General features: G+C 60.5%; 15 protein-coding genes. 8 read left to right on the top strand and 7 right to left on the bottom strand.

Annotated features, from left to right (window positions below; all coding sequences use genetic code 11):
- The 4 genes from NKH35_RS26845 to NKH35_RS26830 all read right to left on the bottom strand — a co-directional run bounded on the left by NKH35_RS26845 (position 1) and on the right by NKH35_RS26830 (position 4,597).
- Positions 1 to 1,092 (bottom strand): ABC transporter ATP-binding protein, encoded by a 1,092-nt coding sequence (locus tag NKH35_RS26845; RefSeq protein ID WP_023689429.1) that lies wholly within the window; start codon positions 1,090 to 1,092, stop codon positions 1 to 3.
- A complete protein-coding gene (locus NKH35_RS26840; protein WP_023689430.1) occupies positions 1,089 to 2,045 on the bottom strand; it encodes a carbohydrate ABC transporter permease in 957 nt (318 codons plus the stop codon). The genes NKH35_RS26845 and NKH35_RS26840 overlap by 4 nt, the downstream gene beginning before the upstream one ends.
- Positions 2,042 to 2,902, bottom strand: a complete 861-nt coding sequence (locus NKH35_RS26835) for a carbohydrate ABC transporter permease (protein WP_023689431.1) — start codon at positions 2,900 to 2,902, stop codon at positions 2,042 to 2,044. Before NKH35_RS26835 ends, NKH35_RS26840 begins: the two co-directional genes overlap by 4 nt.
- Before the next feature lie 81 nt (positions 2,903 to 2,983).
- The gene (locus NKH35_RS26830; protein WP_023689432.1) at positions 2,984 to 4,597 is read right to left on the bottom strand and encodes an extracellular solute-binding protein; all 1,614 of its coding nucleotides are present in this window, start codon (positions 4,595 to 4,597) and stop codon (positions 2,984 to 2,986) included.
- 351 nt (positions 4,598 to 4,948) lie between these two features.
- On the opposite strand from NKH35_RS26830, the gene NKH35_RS26825 reads away from it, so the two are divergent.
- The 3 genes from NKH35_RS26825 (at position 4,949) to NKH35_RS26815 (ending at position 8,556) form a co-directional block, all read left to right on the top strand.
- Positions 4,949 to 5,977 (top strand): LacI family DNA-binding transcriptional regulator, encoded by a 1,029-nt coding sequence (locus NKH35_RS26825; RefSeq protein ID WP_023689433.1) that lies wholly within the window; start codon positions 4,949 to 4,951, stop codon positions 5,975 to 5,977.
- A 419-nt stretch (positions 5,978 to 6,396) separates the two neighbouring features.
- Positions 6,397 to 7,287: an adenylate/guanylate cyclase domain-containing protein gene (locus NKH35_RS26820; RefSeq protein ID WP_023805138.1), complete on the top strand. Its 891-nt coding sequence runs from the start codon at positions 6,397 to 6,399 to the stop codon at positions 7,285 to 7,287.
- A 1,008-nt stretch (positions 7,288 to 8,295) separates the two neighbouring features.
- A complete protein-coding gene (locus NKH35_RS26815; protein ID WP_245260004.1) occupies positions 8,296 to 8,556 on the top strand; it encodes a hypothetical protein in 261 nt (86 codons plus the stop codon).
- A gap of 274 nt (positions 8,557 to 8,830) precedes the next feature.
- Here NKH35_RS26815 and NKH35_RS26810 read toward each other — a convergent pair whose 3' ends face one another.
- On the bottom strand, positions 8,831 to 9,802 hold the full coding sequence (locus NKH35_RS26810; protein ID WP_023805137.1) for a DMT family transporter: 972 nt from the start codon (positions 9,800 to 9,802) through the stop codon (positions 8,831 to 8,833).
- Between the two features lie 163 nt (positions 9,803 to 9,965).
- On the opposite strand from NKH35_RS26810, the gene NKH35_RS26805 reads away from it, so the two are divergent.
- The 5 genes from NKH35_RS26805 (at position 9,966) to NKH35_RS26785 (ending at position 14,499) form a co-directional block, all read left to right on the top strand.
- On the top strand, positions 9,966 to 10,553 hold the full coding sequence (locus NKH35_RS26805; protein WP_245263761.1) for a CGNR zinc finger domain-containing protein: 588 nt from the start codon (positions 9,966 to 9,968) through the stop codon (positions 10,551 to 10,553).
- Between the two features lie 273 nt (positions 10,554 to 10,826).
- Positions 10,827 to 11,030: a CsbD family protein gene (locus tag NKH35_RS26800; RefSeq protein WP_023669466.1), complete on the top strand. Its 204-nt coding sequence runs from the start codon at positions 10,827 to 10,829 to the stop codon at positions 11,028 to 11,030.
- A 174-nt stretch (positions 11,031 to 11,204) separates the two neighbouring features.
- Positions 11,205 to 12,692 (top strand): ATPase domain-containing protein, encoded by a 1,488-nt coding sequence (locus tag NKH35_RS26795; protein WP_023669465.1) that lies wholly within the window; start codon positions 11,205 to 11,207, stop codon positions 12,690 to 12,692.
- Complete coding sequence (locus tag NKH35_RS26790) at positions 12,689 to 13,729, top strand: sensor histidine kinase (protein ID WP_023669464.1); 1,041 nt, start codon at positions 12,689 to 12,691, stop codon at positions 13,727 to 13,729. Before NKH35_RS26795 ends, NKH35_RS26790 begins: the two co-directional genes overlap by 4 nt.
- 575 nt (positions 13,730 to 14,304) lie before the next feature.
- Complete coding sequence (locus tag NKH35_RS26785) at positions 14,305 to 14,499, top strand: DUF3606 domain-containing protein (RefSeq protein ID WP_460221718.1); 195 nt, start codon at positions 14,305 to 14,307, stop codon at positions 14,497 to 14,499.
- 13 nt (positions 14,500 to 14,512) lie between these two features.
- Here NKH35_RS26785 and ligD read toward each other — a convergent pair whose 3' ends face one another.
- Entirely contained in the window at positions 14,513 to 16,282 is a 1,770-nt protein-coding gene (ligD, locus tag NKH35_RS26780; RefSeq protein ID WP_023805135.1) for a DNA ligase D, read from the bottom strand.
- A 96-nt stretch (positions 16,283 to 16,378) separates the two neighbouring features.
- Positions 16,379 to 16,738: a DUF4112 domain-containing protein gene (locus NKH35_RS26775; RefSeq protein ID WP_032905106.1), complete on the bottom strand. Its 360-nt coding sequence runs from the start codon at positions 16,736 to 16,738 to the stop codon at positions 16,379 to 16,381.
- Positions 16,739 to 16,913 lie beyond the last annotated feature (175 nt).

Raw genomic sequence — 16,913 nt, 5'->3', positions numbered from 1 at the left:
TCAACCTGCCTTCATCGCAATGCCGCTGCGGGCATCGAAGACACGCACGGACGATGCCACGGGGGCGACGACGGCAAGCTCGCCGATCGACAGTCCGACAGCATTGTCGAACACCGCCTTCACGGCGGTCTCGCCATCGCCGAGATGGACGATGGTCCTCGCGCCGATCCGCTCGACGAAGCTCACCGGAATGGCGAGGCCCTGCCCGCTCTGCACCAGCGACACCTGTTCGGGCCGGAAGCCGTAAAGCACCTCGGAGCGCGATCCGCGCAAGGTGGCGGCCAGCGCATCCGGCAGCGTCGGCGTGACCCCCAGCTGCCCGAGATCGACCACCAGGCCCCGATCGCTCTCCGCCGGCCTCCCCCTCAGCAGGTTCATGCCCGGGGCGCCGATGAAGCGTGCGACGAAGACGTTGGCCGGATTGTTGTAGACTTCCAGCGGCGTTCCCACCTGCTGCAGCACGCCGTGATCCATGACGGCAATGCGGTCGGCCATGGTCATGGCCTCGAGCTGGTCATGGGTGACGTAGACCATCGTCTGCCTGAACTGGCGCTGCAGCTGCTTGAGCTCGGTCCGCATCACCGCCCGGAAGGCGGCGTCGACATTGGACAGCGGCTCGTCGAGCAGAAAGATCGCCGGCTCCATGATTGCCGAGCGCCCGATCGCCACCCGCTGCAGGATGTTGACCGAGAGCCGGTCGGCCTTGCGGTCGAGCAGCGGCGTCAACTGCAGCAGCTCGGCGATGGCGCCGACGCGGCGGTCGATCTCGGCTGTCGCCGCACCGCGCATCCGCGGGCCGTAGGCAAGGTTCTGGCGCACCGTCATGTGGGTGAAGATGGCGTAGTTCTGGAAAACGAAGCCGACGCCGCGGCGGCCCATGGGCACGCCGGCCATGTCGCGCTCGCCGAACAGGATCTTGCCGCTGGTCGGCTCTTCCATGCCGGCGATCATGTTCATCGTCGTCGACTTGCCGCAGCCCGAAGGCCCGAGGAGCGCCATGAACTCGCCATCGGCGACATCGAGATCCATGGTCTTCAGCGCCGTGAACTCGCCAAAGGTCTTGACCAGGTTGCGCAGCTGGATCGCGCTCATGCCGGCACCAGCCTTGCCCGCGCCATGCGCTTCATGGCCAATACCGCAACGATCGAAAGCACGACAAGGATGGCCAGCGCGATCGCCGCCACATAGCCCCAGATCAGGTCCTGCGTCGTGACCTTGTAGATGTAGACGGAGATCGTCTCCGTGGCGACGCCGGGGCCGCCGCCGGTCATGATGTAGAGCGTGTCGAAGATCTTGAAGTTCTCGATGACGCGGATCGCCAGCGCGATGATGATGATCGTCTTCATCTTCGGCAGCACGATGGTGACGAAGCGCTGCCACGGGTTGGCGCCGAGCAGGGTCGCCGCCTTGATCTGGTCCTGCGGCACGCCGACCAGGCCGGCAAGCAGGATCAGGAACATCAGCGGCGTCCACTGCCAGATATCGGCGATGATCACCGCGATCAGCGCCAGTGTGGGGTCAGACAGCCAGGCGATGGTGACGCGTGAACCGCTGAGTGCCGACAGGATGTCGTTCAGCGGCCCGCCCGACTGGAACAGCATGAAGAACATGTAGCCGGCCACCGCCGGAACCACCATCATCGGCATCAGCAGGATCGAATAGAAGACCCGCTTGCCCGGAAAATCGTCCGCGAACAGCGTCGCCAATGCCAGGCCAAGCAGGAATTCGACAGGCACGCACACGACCATGACGATAGCCGTGCGCCTCAGCGCGCTCCAGAAGCGCGCATCGGCGGCAAGGTCGGTGTAGTTGGCGAAGCTGTTCCACATCTCCCATGCGTTCCACCAGCCCAGGCCGGAGAGGGGCGACCAGTCGGTGACGCTGATGTAGAGCTGCATCAGCAGCGGGAAGGCGGAGATGAAGAGCACCAGGATCTGCGCCGGCAGCGTCAGCCGGAATCCCAGCCGCACTCCCTCGTCCCGCAGCGCGGGCTTGCCAAGCGCGGCCTTTGCGTCCTTTGAGACAGTCACGGTCACCGCGCTCATTGCTTGAGCGCGCCGAACGTCAGCCCGCGCACCAGATGGCGCTGGATGGCAATGCCCATGATGACCGGCGGCACCGCGGCCATAAGACCGAGCGCGGCCTTGGCGCCATAGAGCTGCCCGGTCATCGAGGAGGACAGCGAGGCCATGTAGACGGGGATCGTCACCCATTCACGCGTCGTCAGGAGCAGCGCGATCAGATAGTCCGACCAGTTGAGGATGAAGACGAAGAGGGCGGCGCTGGCCAGCGGTGCGCGCATCATCGGCAGCGTGATGCGCGTGAAGACGCGCAGCCGCGAACAACCTTCGACAAGCGCCGCTTCCTCGATCTCGCGCGGCATGTCGTCGAAGAAGGTCTTCATGAGCCAGAAAGCGAACGGCAGGGTGACGATGCCGTAGATCAGGGCCAGGCCAAACCAGCTGTCGGTGAAGTTCAGGAAGGCCCACATGATCATGACCGGGATCATCACCGCCATTGGCGGAAACAGCCTGAGCTGGATCAGCGCCAGCGGCAGGTTCTGGCCCGAGCCGAAACGCGACAGCCCGTAGGCCGCAGCCGTGCCCGCCGACATTGCGATCGCCGTGCCGAACACCGAAGACAGCAGCGACGACAGGATCGGCTTCAGCGCGGTGCGGTCGAGCGCCACGATCAGATTGTTGTTGGACTCGCCGAAGACGAACTGGAAATTGCCCAGCGTCGGGTTCTTCGGCCACCATGTCAGGTCCGCGCCGGTCGCCGACCATTCGGCGATCGGCTTGAAGGCCATCGACACCATCCAAAGGATCGGCACCAGCGTCACCGCCATCGCCGCGAAGATCGCGGCGTAGCGGAATATCTCGAAGGGGACGGAACGCTTCATCTGGCTGCTTTGCTGGTGGCGTTGACTGCGGCGGGGAGGAACAGATGCTCCTCCCCTCCAGCGCTGATCCAGGGAGACGGATCAGCTGATTGGATCGAGAACAGTCGGCCAGGCCTCCTTGTTGGTCCTTATGGCTTCAAGCAATTTGTCCTCGCCGATGCGGCGGGCGATCTTCTTCCACTCCGCTTCCGTGTCGGCCATCGCCTGTTCCGCTGTCTTGGCCTTGGTCAGCGACGCCATCAGGTTTTCGTCCAATGCGTTGTGGAAGGCGGTGGCGCCGGGATAGTTGATCGTCGGCACCGTGCGGGCGACGGTCTCGCGCACCACGTCGATGTGGTAGGCGTGGTAGGTCTGGCGCACCAGCGGATCGGAGAAATCCGAGAGCCGGAACGGATCGAGATAGCCGCCCGGATTGGCGCTCATCCAGGCATAGATGCGGGCGGAGCCCAGCCACTGCAGCAAAAGGTAGGCGACCTCCTGGTTTTTCGACTGAGACGAGACCATGCCGGTCAGCGAGAACCACAGCACGGAACGGCTGATCAGCTTGCCGTCGACTTCGCGGCCGGGCGGCAGCATCGAGCCGATCTTGCCGGTGACGGCGGAATCCTTGTTGCCGGCATTGTCGAGGAATTTCGGCAGGTTCGAGAAGGCGCAGGTCATCGCCGCGCCGCCCTTGGCGAAATTTCCATACTGCTCCGGCCAGCCCCAGGAGATCGCGTCCGGCGAGTGATGAACGAGCGAGCCGACATATTCGTTGGTGGCGGCAATGCCGTGCTCGGAATTGATCAGCGGCTTGCCGTCGTCGCCGAACAGGAACTGGTTGGGCGATGCCATCGAGACATAGCGCTGATACCAGTTGGTGTAGCCCCAGCCCTGGTTGCGCAGGTCGGTGGAGCCGAACAGGCCCTTGTCGGGGCGCTGGAAGAAGCCCGCGATGTCACTGTGCTGTTTCCAGGTCTTCGGCGGCGCCAGATCGTAGCCGAATTTGTCCTTGAACGCCTTCTGCTCGGCAGCGTCGCCGAACAGGTCGGTGCGGTAGACCCAGGTCTGGAAGTCGCCGTCCAGCGACACGCCATAGTTGGACCCGCGATATTTGTTGAGCAGCGACACGCCCTTGGCGCCGTCGACATAGCCGGTCTTGGGATCGTCCCATTCGGGCTTGTACTGGGCGACGAAGTCGTCGAGCTTGGCGATGCCGCCGGTCTCAGCGAGGTCGCCTAGCCGGTTCCATTCCGTCGAGTAGATGTCATAGGCCCCACCCTTGGTGGAGATGTCCTGCATCGTCTTGGTGAATTCCTGGCCGTTCGGCAGGCCGACGATCTCAATCTGGATGCCGGTTTCCTTTTCCCACAGCTCCTTGATCGACGGCGCACCCGCCGGGAAAGGCTGTGTGAGTTGACCAATCGAGCCATCCGACAGGCCAAGCACGATCTTGGCCGGCGCCTTGCCTGCTCCCTTCAAGGCCTTGGCCGCCTCAACGGCACGGCCTTCCGGCGTCTCGGCGCCATATTGATAGCGCTCGGCGCCCTCGAAACCGGTGGGGCCGCCTACCATGCCTGGCGCCAGCGCGTCGGCCGCAACGGCACGGCCGGGACGGATGAATTGCGGTGCGATACCAGCCGCAGCCACGAACGCCGCCGCCTTTCCTCCGGACGCCAACAAGCCGCGTCGCGATATGCGGATCAAATCAGACATTGGAATTCCTCCCTCAGGCCCGATGTTTCCTCCACGAGCCCATCTGAGGGATATTGACGGCAGCACCGGAAGGCTGTCAACATCATAAATACTCAAAATACATCGTAACACCGCAACTGCGGAGAAAATACGTCATGCAAAGGTCGACACACCGGCTCAATGCCTCGATTTGATGGGAAATCTGCATTCGTAGCACGGGACGTATCACGACGCGATTTAGCCCAACCTCCTTGCGCATCGGCTAAGGCTGGATACATCATTTTCCATCAGAATCGCTGATGGCTGGCAGCTGTGGCCGTCGGACGGGCTAGCGGCATTGTGCGATCTGATGCATTGAGGAGATGAAAGACGGTGCGTTCCACCTTGACTGACATAGCCCGGGAAGCCGGCGTTTCCGCCGCCACCGTCGACCGCGTGCTGAACAACAGGCCCGGTGTGCGGGCGCGCACGCGTGAGATCGTGCTCGAAATGGCGCATCGCCTCGGCTACATCGCGGAGGGCCCGAACGGAGCGCCGCCCAGGCCCTCACCTGGAGAGGTCATCCGTCTCGACTTCGCTCTGCCGGCCGGCACCAATTCCTTCATCAAGATGCTGCATCGACACATCGAGGCGCAGGCCTTGGCGCGCCCCGATCTCGACGTCCACATCGCCACCATAGAGGGCTTCAACCCCGACCGGCTCGCCCGCCTGCTGCAAGAATTGCGTGGACAGACACAAGGCGTCGGCGTGATCGCGCTCGATCATCCAACGGTGCGCGAGGCGATCCGCTCGCTGTCGGCCAATGACGTCAAGGTGGTGACCATCGCCTCCGACATCCTGCATGTTCCGAGAGTGGCCTATATCGGCATCGACAACCGCGCCGCGGGGCGGCTGGCCGGCTATCTGCTCAACCGCTTCATGGGATCGGAACGCCCAAGCAAGGTGGCGCTGTTCGCCGGTTCGCTGTCCTACCGCGGCCATGAGGAACGCGAGATGGGATTCCGGCACATCTTGACCGAGGAGTCGCCCAATCTCAAGATCGTCGAGATGCGCGAAATGCTGGATGACCGAGAGAAGGCTTATTCAGAAGCATCGGCGCTTCTGGACCGGCACCCCGATCTTGCCGCGATCTACAATGTCGGCGCCGGCAACACCGGCATCGCTCGGGCGCTCAAGGAGCGTGGACGCGCCAAAGACATTCTCTTTCTCGGCCACGAGGTGACAGACGGCACCAAGGAACTTTTGTTGGATGGGACGCTCGATGCGGTCATAGATCAAAATCCGCGCGTCGAGGCGCGGGAAGCGCTCAACATTTTAAGCCACTCTGTCAGGCACCTGAACTATGAACCGCATCAACCACGACTTCAGGTCATCTTCAAAGAGAATATACCTGAAATCTGATCAATGGATCCGTGATCGTATCGCAAAGCACAGCGTTGGCGTCGCCACCGGTCCCAAATACGAACGAGAGCCCGAATGATCTCGTCAAAGCCGCCGATCTGGCACTATTCCGTGCGAAGTCGGAGGGCCGAGATCGGGTCGTGGTTGATGGTGCATGAGAAGGCCGTCGCCCGTTGCAACTCGGTCAGCCTTTCCGAACCTAAAAAGACCAAGTCCACTCATAGCACCGAAGTCGCGAACGATTGGGGCGAAGACGGTTCTGGATGTCGCCGGCACGAAGCCGACGAATGGCATACGCCCGTCCGTCCGCCACGATCACCTGAAGCATCGCCCCGATCAAAGGCGCTCGAGCAGATATGTTGCAGGCGACCTCGTGTGTTATACACGCACGCTGAGTTTTCGGGTCGGACACGAGATCGATGGATCAGGAGACGCTTCTTGCCGCAGTCCTCTTAGCTGATGTCGTGGGCAGCACGCCGCTCTATGAGCGGATCGGAGACGATGCCGCTCTACAGCAGGTCTCGGATTGCCTGGACACAATGCGCGAGATTGTCGCCAAGCACCGTGGTGATTTCATTTACTCGAAAGGCGATGACATACTCAGCCTCTTCGAGAGCCCGGAAATGGCGCTGAGGGCCGTCTGCCAAATTACCCATCAACTGACTAAAGGGCCGTTGAGCGCCCGCATCGGATTGCATTTCGGGGCGGTCATTCGCGCGCGGGGCGCGATATTCGGTGACGTTGTCAATGTCACCGCAAGGTTGTCCACCACGGCGAACCCCGGAGAGGTGCTGATCAGCCAGAGCTTCTGCGAAGCCCTTTCCCCGAGAAGCCGCAAGGGCCTGCGGCTCCTCGACAAAATGGCCTTGAAGGGGAAGCAAGAGTTCTTCGATGTCTATACCCTGTGGAGCGACGATGAGGCCCCCGGTACGCAGATCACCAGCCATGGCGCCACTACAGATAGACGCTCGGTCCTGCCGCGGCAGATTCATATGGTCATCCGCTACAGAGATCAGCTGCGATCCTGTCGAAACGGCGAATCCGTGACAATCGGCAGATCGGCGGAATGCGACATCATCGTCGAGCGGCCCTGGGTATCGAGGCGCCACGCCGCCTTCACCATATTGAATGGCAGAGCTCGGCTTCTCGAACGAAGCTCTTCGGGCACATTTGTGTCCATGGGACTCGGCCATGAAGTATTCGTACGCCGTGAAGATATTATCCTCTTCGGCTCCGGCGTCATCTCGCCTGGAGTGAAGTCGGCACTCGACGAAGCCCAGCTTCTTCACTACGAAATTGTCTCGGATTGACCCGGCCCGGCTACTAGCTCGACCGGTTTAGAGCTGGTTCGCTGGCGCCCTCAATGTCGCGCCGTACTCTTTGACAGCCATTGGAATCGACCGTTCATAAATGTGCCAAGGCCAATCCAGGAACGCTCTCGAAGTTGGGCTGCGAAGAGCTGACTTCCGTTTCCCTCGCTGAGTTCGACGGAGCCGCGGCCGGTGCATCTCCCTCGCAGGATGCGGAGTTCTACCTGCTCCTAGGCGACATTCTGCAGGTGGATGGCTTCGGCAGCAAGCTGGCCCGCTCGATCGGTGACGCGATAGGTCTTGCCGCGAGGGGATTGTGCTGGACTGTCGGCCAGACAATGAGCTGGCGACGGGAGCGGCCGGCTGAAGCGGGATGCCCGGACCATCCCTGCCCTGTGTCGCCTCGATATCCCCAGGTGCTGAAGGTCAGCACAGGCTGTTGCAGCCCGGGGTCGACGAACGCTTCATCAGACCATTGCGCCGCAATAGCTCCTCGACCACCTGCGAAGGCTCGCGATTGGGCTACCGTCACGAAATTGGCGCAGAAGCGCAGACCACTGACATATCGCGACGTCGAGATGGAGCTCGATGCCACCGTGTTTGCAGCACCGGGGAGATTCCTCTTGGGCCGATCGAGTTCAAGTTGCTGCGCCACATGCTCGACAATCCTGAAAGGTGATCAGCCGTGATGAATTCATCGCAGCTGGCTGCTCGCAGAAAGCCAGTGTGAGCGCCCAGGTGGTCGACGTTCACATGAGCCAGTCGCGAAAGTTGTTGAAGCAGTCGTCGCAGAGTTGCCATTCGCACCCTGCGGCTTGCCGGCTATTCTCTCGAAGACACTGCGGGCTGACGATCTCGGCGATTGGGTTCAGAAAGGTCGCTGCGTGAGGCCGCAAGGGGACCGACCCAATGGGAAAGGTCTTGGCAGCTAGGGGACTTAACGCGACCGACATTGCAGCCGGGCGCTGCTCTAATCGAGAGAAAGTCTGGGCGTATAGAACAAGCGACATGAGCGTGTCGGATTGTTTGCATTCAAACGACCTTTGCGACGTTATCCGTGCCTTCGCCTTGCTGGTGCCGGAGGAAATCATGACGTCGCCCGACAATTCGGTCGAACTCGTTCGCGACAAGAAGTGGACGGTCCGCATCACCGCCTACGGCAGCACCCTGACGTTTCCGTTCGAAGCAGAAAGCTATGCACGTTCTTATGCCGATGGTCAGGCATTCCGTCTCGGCGTTCAGGTGGCGGAACTGAAGCGATGCGGCTGACACTTTGTCGACGCGTTGGCGGATAGCCTGCATCGCGATCGGAACGAATAGTTCGCTGATTGCAGCCTCGCGATTTCCATCAAATCCCGCCTGCAATCTTGACAGCAACTCGGCAAAATCCCTCGCCGACTAGTGTTGTCATATGAGCTGGAGCTTTCCTCGCCGCCGGTGGTAGGCGGGATACGCTGCCGGGACAGCCCTCTTTTCGCATAGACGCGAACCTTGTGCTTTTCCGTCTCAAGGCTGATTGGCGGCTGGATGCGCGCGCCGTCTTTCATATTCTGCCATCAGCCCGCGCGGAGCGTGGAATCAACGGCGGGGAAGCGGATGATGTTTCCTGTTTGCGCTCGCGTAGCGCAAGAAACGCTGCGAAGAGCATGATAGCCATGCCGATGATGTCGATCAGGCTAACCTCCTCGCCGTAGGTGATGATGCCAAGCACGACGGCAATGACGGGTGAGACGAAGGCAAATGCTCCGGCGCGCGAGGCGCCGATTTCGTGCAGGAGCCGGATAAATAGAGTGTAGCCTATGAACGAACCAAACAGCACGAGGAACAGCCACCCGACCCAGGCCGGCCAGCCCCAATTGCCTTTTAGAGCCGCGGTCGCGCCTGGCTCCACAACGAGTGAGATGAGAATTAGGAATGCGCCCCCGAAAAGGGTGGTGAAGCCGGCGATGAAGTCCGATGAATATACCTCAAGAAGCGGCCGCGCGAGCACCGAACCCCATGCATAGATTAAAGCTGCCGACGCCACCGCTGTCATCGCCAGCAGCCGGAGCCCCCTGCCCTGCTGGTCTGCGTGTGTCCAACTAGCATAGGCTTCGGGCCCGAACAGGACGCACAGACCGGCCGCACCGAGCAAAATCGCAAAGAGCCTGCGGCCGTCATAGCGTTCGTCCCCCAGAAGCAACGCAAACCCAAGCAGCGTGACGGGGGTCAGCGAAAGCTCAAGAACAGCCGCGGTGCCCGTATCGACGTAGAGCATGCCCCAAAAGAGTGGGCCATAGCAAAGCGGAATCATGAACAACGTAACAACGAAAAGACGCGGCCAACTCCTTTTCGCCACCCGTGGTAGAGCAGCGCCCCTTAGGCGCGTCGCGCTGAGGATCAGCAAGCCGGCTACTGTAAAACGCGTGCCTGCGAACATCAGAGGCGGCACGGTGGCGATCCCTGCCTTGATACCGATCCACGTGGTGCCCCAGATCACACATAAAACCAGAAATGTCGCTGTGTTGCGGTTCATCGGAAGCAGCCTTCGCTGGGCGTTGTTGGTTCGTCGTAACGGCCAAAAGACGTTTATTTCGTTACAACGGCCTCTTGCCAATACGGTTCCGCCAACCGATGTTTCCGGGATGGATGGTGCGAAGACTATCGTCGACATGCGCATGGTTGGCGGTCACCCCTGCTTGGACTTCGTCAACACGGTCGACGCGCGACGCGATGTGTGGGGGCCAGACCTCTTGCAGACCTATGCCGACCTGGTCGTCTGGGCTGGACGTGCCGATTTGATCGACGTCGATGAGGCGCGAGCACTGCTCGCGGAGGCTTCCGCCCGCCCGCTCCTTGCGGAGGCGGCATTGGAAAAGGCCAAGATTTTGCGCGAGGCCGTTTACGCGGCTCTCCAGGCCGAGGCGGCAGGCGCCCGGGTGCCGGACGATGCCTTGCAAATCGTGCGCGATGCAGTCGCCCTAGCCCTGCCGAAGCGCTCGCTTTTCCCGTCCGGCGACCGCCTCGCTTGGCAGTGGACCGACGCAGCCAGTCTGAACACGATCGGCCACCGCGTGGCCTTTGAGACAGCCGAGTTTTTGGTGTCCAGGAATGACCGCCGCCGCGTGCGCGAGTGCACCGGGCCGAACTGCGGTTGGCTTTTCATCGACACCTCGCGTGGCGGGCGCAGACGGTGGTGCTCGGATGAGAGCTGCGGCACACGCAGCCGGGTAAGGCGCTTCAGGGCAAAAGCCGCAGGGAACATGGCTCCCGACAGCAAGAATTAGTATCTGACGCCAGGCTTGGATGACCAACGCAGCATAGTTGGCTTCACGCTATCCCTGTCGCTGTTTGTCCAACGAAGCTGGTCTCGCGAGCGACTGTGGCCAAGAGTGTGGAGAACACAGCCGGCGCGGCAAGCCATCATCGCGTTCCAGAGCGGGTTGCTTCGGGGCCGCCTACCTCGCCACGCTTCGATCGGTCGATCTGCTCAAACTTGACGGGAACTCCGGTAGCGTTACGGCGTTTTTCTCAGTCCGAAACAAACAAGGATAGGTGCCATGGACTGGAACCGTGTCGAAGGCAATTGGAAGCAGGTAAAGGGCAAGGTCAAGGAACAGTGGGGCAAACTCACAGACGATGATCTGGACCGTATTGCCGGTAACCGCGATCAGTTGGAAGGCAAGATTCAGGAGCGCTACGGCATTGAGAAGGACCGCGCTCGGCGCGACATCGATGACTGGTATGGCCGGCAAGGCTGGTAGGTCGCCGGTTCCAAACTGAACTTGAAAAAGGGCTCCGAGAGGTACGGCGCCCTTTTTTGCCGCGTTTCTTGTCGCCTTTTCGTGAGTCTCACGACAAGGGCGCTCACCGAGAGACGTGGAACCGCGAAAGGTGCCCGTCGTTATCTGGTTCTCGAAATTACATTGGGGGATTAGTTGGACAGAGACGACGCCTCGGCGATCACAACTGGAGTTAGCGGCCTCGACTACATTCTTCGTGGCGGCTACGCCAGGAACCGCTCCCATCTCATCGAAGGGAAACCAGGTTCTGGAAAAACCACTCTTGGCCTCCAGTTTTTGATCGAGGGCGCCAAGAATGGCGAGACATGCCTTTACATCACTTTGTCAGAAAGCAAGCGCGAACTGCTCTCGGTTGCTGGCCGTCACGGCTGGGATCTGAAGGGGGTGCAAATTCTTGAACTTGTGCCGCCGGAGCTCAGTTTCGATCCTGCGCAGCTACAGACATTGATCCATTCCTCGGAATTGGAACTCGGCGAAACCGTGCAGTCTGCCATGGCCGAGATCGGACGCGTCAGACCCGATCGCGTGGTGTTCGATTCGCTCTCTGAAATTCGACTTTTATCGCAAGGGTCACTGCGGTATCGGCGCCAGGTGTTGGCATTGAAGAGCTTCTTCATGCTCAACAATGTGACGGTGCTTATGCTCGACGACCTGACCGCTGAGCAGGATGACCTCAATTTGCATTCGATCAGTCACGGCGTCATTCGGATGGAGCAGCTGTCGCCCGTCTATGGTGGAGAGCGTCGGCGGCTACGCGTGATCAAAATGCGCGGCGTGCAGATCCGGGGCGGCTTTCACGATTTCGTCATTCGCCCAGGCGGCGTTATCGCCTATCCGCGGCTCGTTGCAGCCGAGCATGAGGTGGCCGAGCATGATACGCCGGCCATGAGCAACAACCGGATCGACACCCTGCTTGGCGGCGGGCTGGCCCGTGGTACCAGCACGATGCTGATGGGGCCGTCTGGCGTTGGCAAGTCTACAATTGCCTGCACCTATTGCTATGCCGCACTCGAGCGTGGCGAGCGTGTGCTGGTGCTGTTGTTTGACGAGACAAAGCGCATCTTCTTGGCGCGCGCCGCCGGGCTCGGCATGGACCTGGAGCCGTTTGCCGAGGACGGCACGCTGATGCTTGAATCTGTCAATCCGGCTGAGCTTTCACCAGGCGAATTGTCTTCGCGCATCCAAGCGGCCGTCGAAGAATCCAATGTGCGGATCGTCGTGATCGACAGCCTAACTGGCTATCTCAATGCCATGTCCGAAGAACAACATCTGGTGCTTCAGATGCACGAGATCCTCACCTATCTCAATCAGAAGGCAGTGGCGACGATCCTGCTGTTGGCCAATCACGGGCTGTTTGGGCAAACGGCAGCGCCGGTCGACATGACCTATCTCTGCGATTCCATCATGCTTCTGCGCTTCTTCGAGAACGCAGGTCAGTTGAGACGCGCGATTTCCGTTGTCAAGAAACGTGTCGGCCCCCACGAAGAGACGATTCGTGAGTTTAAAATTGGCGGTAACGGCGTGGCCGTAGGTGAGCCACTGGAACAATTCCGCGGCATCCTGATGGGATCTCCGGAATTTGAAGGCAAGCCGACAGACCTTCTGAGGGACAAGGCGTTATGATGTCGTCCAGCCCCGCCGTTCTCGTGCTGGCGCCGCTTGGCCGTGACGCGAGGATCGCGGCCTCCATCCTGGCTACAAACCAGATTGCCTCGCGTGTGTGCGGCAGCTTGGAAGAGGCAGTGCCGCTTCTCGACGAGGCTCAGTGCCTTGTCGTGGCCGAGGAGGCCCTGCTCAGTTCCGATCGAACGCAGTTTGCGGCCTGGCTTGAAGCCCAACCCGCATGGTCGGATTTTCCGATCGTGCTTCTGACGATGCGGGGGAACGAAGTCGACACGCGGATGGCATTTCTGGACCGCTATCTGATCGTGCTTGAACGGCCATTTCTGGCTTCGAGCCTCGCCAACTCGGTGCGCTCCGCCTTGCGTGCCCGCGCCCGCCAGCGTGAGGTCCAGTCCTACATCGAACAGAAGCGGGAGGTCGCCGATCGGCAGAAATTGCTCATCCGCGAGCTGCATCACCGCGTCAAGAACACGCTGGCCAACGTTCGCGCCATGATGGGCGCGACGGCCAAGTCGAGCGGCAACGTCGATGATTTCGTACGCGATTTTTCAGCCAGGCTCGTTTCCCTGGCCCAGACCCATTCGATGCTTACCGACGATTATTGGCAGACTGCCTCCCTGCACAAGCTGCTCGAAAGCGAGCTTGACCACTATGAGACGCGCGACAGGCCGCGTATCGTTCTGGAAGGCCCGAACGTAGCGCTAGTCGCCGACATTGCGGTCCCTGTCGGGATGGCTTTCCACGAACTGGCCTCCAATTCGTCGAAGTTTGGCGCGCTTTCGCAAACGGGAGGCCGCCTTGATGTCCGCTGGTCGTTAGGCGGGTCCGGCGATACACAGATCGTCAATCTTGACTGGCGGGAACGAGATGGGCCGAAAGTCGAGCAGCCCAGTCGCCGGGGGTTTGGCACGACACTTCTGGAAAAAGTCGTGACCGTGCAATGCAACGCCAAGATCGAATTGAACTACCATCGTGACGGCTTGCAGTTCACCATGGCCTTGCCGTTGCGAAACACGCGCCTTGTGCCGGCTTACTGAGCGGCAACGGAAAGGCTGGCTGGGCGCCGCGATAGGGATTAACTGAGCGTCACTCGGCAGGCTGGTCTAGCGCTTTAGCCAAAACATCAGTTCCGAAAAAGACCGCCTCTATATCTCCCATATGCCTCTGCAACATTGCGAGAGCTCCGGCGTGGTCTATGCGGCCGACCTTGGTGATGAAGTCGAACTCGTGCCGCGGCGCTGTGACCCGGGTCATGCGTCCTAGACGAAACTTTGGGCTCCCGGAGCGCAGTTTTGTCGCCTTCGTGGTCACCCCCCGCCATTTTGCTCACGATCCTCGTTGATAGCCCGGATGCGCATCTGAATCATCCGCGACCCGTCTGGGTTCCGACTGGCGTCGTAAAAAACCAAGAGGCCCGCAGACAGGCTCGATCGACGGTCAGCTATCCCGAACAGCAAACGAAACACCCTCGCCTTTGGCCAACCAACTTTCGCCAGATCACCTTCGCAATGCCTGCGGCCCCAGTACGGTCGGACAGCCCGCGCTCTGGCGGCCGAAGTGAGGCGCCGGGAACATACAACGTCGGTCGTTGTTTCTCTGATCAGGAGGAAAGATGATGGCAGACGATAAGAGCAAGCGTGATTTTCGAGATCGCAATCGTGTATCAGTCGATGAAGATTATGAGGTTCGCTATTTCGCCAAACAGCATCGTATCACGCCAGAACAGGTCCGCGAACTAATCAGAGAACACGGCAACGACCGGAAGAGGCTCGAACGCGAGGCAAGAAAACGGGCTGATATCGGCTGATGGTCGCGACGCATCACGCGGCTTTTCGACGAGCGGGCTTGAAAGGCTGCGCGAGCGTGAAAACGTCTGGCCGGATGCCCGCCTCGACTTGCTTCCATGTGACCGGGTGGGCAATTGGGAAGCCGGGCCGCGCTCGCGGGGAAAAAGCGCCTATTGCGGTATTGCCCCGTCCGTTGCGGAGATAGTCGAGAAAGATCCGGCCTCCTCGGGCTGCGGGGTCAGCTGACAACAGGTATCGGTCAGGATAGGTATCAACCAGACGGTGGGCGAGCGACTTGGCCAGTTTCCGGGCGCTGTCATGGGTCATCTTCGCAACGAGCGGGGCCATCAAGTGGATGCCTTTGCCGCCAGTGACCTTTGGCCAGCTCTCCAAGCCTGCCGCTTCCAAGATGCCCCGTAGCGCCAGCGTGGCCTCGATCACAGCGTCCCATGGCACGCCTTCTCCGGGATCGAGGTCGAGGACGAGCCGGTCCGCATGTTCGATGTCTTCAATCGTCGCGTTCCAAGGATGAAGCTCAACGGCATCCATCTCGACCAAGCCAAGCAGACCATCCATGTCATCTATCCATACCCGAACGCCTTCGCCGCCTTCGCGCTTTTGAACGCGGAGCTGGTGCACGGACGACGGTATCCGAGGTAGCGGTCCCTTGTGATAGAAGGTTGCGCCGGAGGCGTGGCGGACCAGCTTCAGCGGTCGCCGAACGAGATGAACTAGAACTTGATCAGCGACCCGCCGCCAATAGTCTGCCAGCTCTTCCTTGGAAGGTGCAACCGCATCGGGTAGCAGCTGGAGAATGTTCTCGCGCGGGACGCCGTGTTGTCCTTCCGACCTCCGCTTGGACGGCGATGGAGGCTTGGGCGGGATTGCCTGAAGGTCCTCGCGGAGTCCCTTGAAGACCGCCTCACGCAAGATGCCCCGGTCCGACACGCCACTGAATTGCACCTCGGCAAGAACGTCTGGTTCGACCCATGTCGCCTTGGGCTTCTTGATCGGCTCCGACAGCGGTGACTTGGCGATTACAAGCGGATCAAGCCGCTCCCTAACGCGCCGGGCTGCGTCCAGCGTATAGCCGGTCTGGGCCTTCCCGGCATAAAGCAGCCGGTCGCCCTCTCGCCTGCCGATGTACAACGATGCGATGCGGCGCGGCTGCGCGCCAAGTTTCTCGACGAAAGCCACGATTGGAAAAGTGTCGCTCTTGACACATTTGACCTTGACCCAACTGGTCTGGACGCCCGAGCGGTAGTGAGCATCCGCTCGCTTGGATACGATTCCCTCTATGCCCATCCGGCAGGCATGGTCGAACATATCCTTGCCGTTCACCTCCAGATGCTCGGCATAAGTCAGGGTTGGCTCGGTTTCGGTCAGCAGCTTCTTCAGCGCAGCCTTGCGCTTCACTAACGGTTGTTCCCGTAGATCACGGCCATCGAGGTACAGGAGGTCGAAAGCGTAGAGAGTCATCCGCAGCGAACTTGGGTTGCCCAGCTCACGTTCCAGGGCTTGATAGTCCGGCAGGCCGGTGTCGCCCAGGACGACAGCTTCACCATCGATGATAGCGGATTTGACCGGCAGGCTTGCCGCGGCCTGAACAATCCTCTTGTAACGGTGGGACCAATCGTAGCCGCGACGCGTGAATGCTCGCGCCTTTCCGCCTTCAACGACCAGCTGCGTCCTGTAGCCGTCATATTTGATCTCGTGAAGCCAATCTCCGCCTTCGGGAGCTTTCTCGACCAGTGTGGGCGATTGGAACTCGATGAACGAAAGCCGGTCAATGGCACTGGTCATATGCTCGCGACTCCAGGAATCGCGACTCAAGCCCCAGCGCCCCTGTCGGTTCCGAGCCTTTTAGAAGAATTGCATCGCGACGATTGGTTATCCGCCTCACTTGTTGATGTGACGGCGCAGCAGAGTGATGTTGCGATTGTTCGCCTTAAAATAGACGTCGAAGATCGAGCCGAGAATTGGGACACTTCCTACGAGCGTATCCAGCAGCACGTTGCCTAGCATGCGGGCGACCAACCCATTTCCGGCACCGACGTTTCGAGCTCGCAAGACGATGTAGGCCGAGACAATGCCCGTCGCCGCATCTCCGAGTACGGGAACCAGACCTACGAGCGCATCCAGTCCAAAACGAATTGATGTGCCTGGAATGCGCCAGCGGGAATCGAGTAGCGCGGCCAATAGATCCAACTCGGCAAGTACGTTTGCTGTATGACCATCGTGACCGCCCTGCCCGATCATGCCAACTCGCGCGCCAGTACGATTTAGTATCTCTCCCTGATGGATAGCCGTCACCTTAGATATCGCTTTGACCGCCTGAATTCGCTTGCGTCCTGTGCGATGGCACGTCGTCGAGCAAGGTCGTCTCACCGGAGCTTTTCGGCGCCTCAACGGGCAATTCACCAGTAGGCGTCAT

The organism is Mesorhizobium sp. M1143 (assembly GCF_040318435.1).
In the GTDB taxonomy this organism is placed as follows: domain Bacteria; phylum Pseudomonadota; class Alphaproteobacteria; order Rhizobiales; family Rhizobiaceae; genus Mesorhizobium.
This window is presented reverse-complemented; position numbering and strand designations above follow the sequence as displayed.

Excerpts from the sequence above, each read along its gene's own strand:
- NKH35_RS26845 (WP_023689429.1), bottom strand. The coding sequence starts at position 1,092 with ATGAGCGCGATCCAGCTGCGCAACCTGGTCAAGACCTTTGGCGAGTTC.
- NKH35_RS26840 (WP_023689430.1), bottom strand. The coding sequence starts at position 2,045 with ATGAGCGCGGTGACCGTGACTGTCTCAAAGGACGCAAAGGCCGCGCTT.
- NKH35_RS26835 (WP_023689431.1), bottom strand. The coding sequence starts at position 2,902 with ATGAAGCGTTCCGTCCCCTTCGAGATATTCCGCTACGCCGCGATCTTC.
- NKH35_RS26830 (WP_023689432.1), bottom strand. The coding sequence starts at position 4,597 with ATGTCTGATTTGATCCGCATATCGCGACGCGGCTTGTTGGCGTCCGGA.
- NKH35_RS26820 (WP_023805138.1), top strand. The coding sequence starts at position 6,397 with ATGGATCAGGAGACGCTTCTTGCCGCAGTCCTCTTAGCTGATGTCGTG.
- NKH35_RS26815 (WP_245260004.1), top strand. The coding sequence starts at position 8,296 with ATGAGCGTGTCGGATTGTTTGCATTCAAACGACCTTTGCGACGTTATC.
- NKH35_RS26810 (WP_023805137.1), bottom strand. The coding sequence starts at position 9,802 with ATGAACCGCAACACAGCGACATTTCTGGTTTTATGTGTGATCTGGGGC.
- NKH35_RS26800 (WP_023669466.1), top strand. The coding sequence starts at position 10,827 with ATGGACTGGAACCGTGTCGAAGGCAATTGGAAGCAGGTAAAGGGCAAG.
- NKH35_RS26790 (WP_023669464.1), top strand. The coding sequence starts at position 12,689 with ATGATGTCGTCCAGCCCCGCCGTTCTCGTGCTGGCGCCGCTTGGCCGT.
- NKH35_RS26785 (WP_460221718.1), top strand. The coding sequence starts at position 14,305 with ATGATGGCAGACGATAAGAGCAAGCGTGATTTTCGAGATCGCAATCGT.
- ligD (WP_023805135.1), bottom strand. The coding sequence starts at position 16,282 with ATGACCAGTGCCATTGACCGGCTTTCGTTCATCGAGTTCCAATCGCCC.
- NKH35_RS26775 (WP_032905106.1), bottom strand. The coding sequence starts at position 16,738 with ATGATCGGGCAGGGCGGTCACGATGGTCATACAGCAAACGTACTTGCC.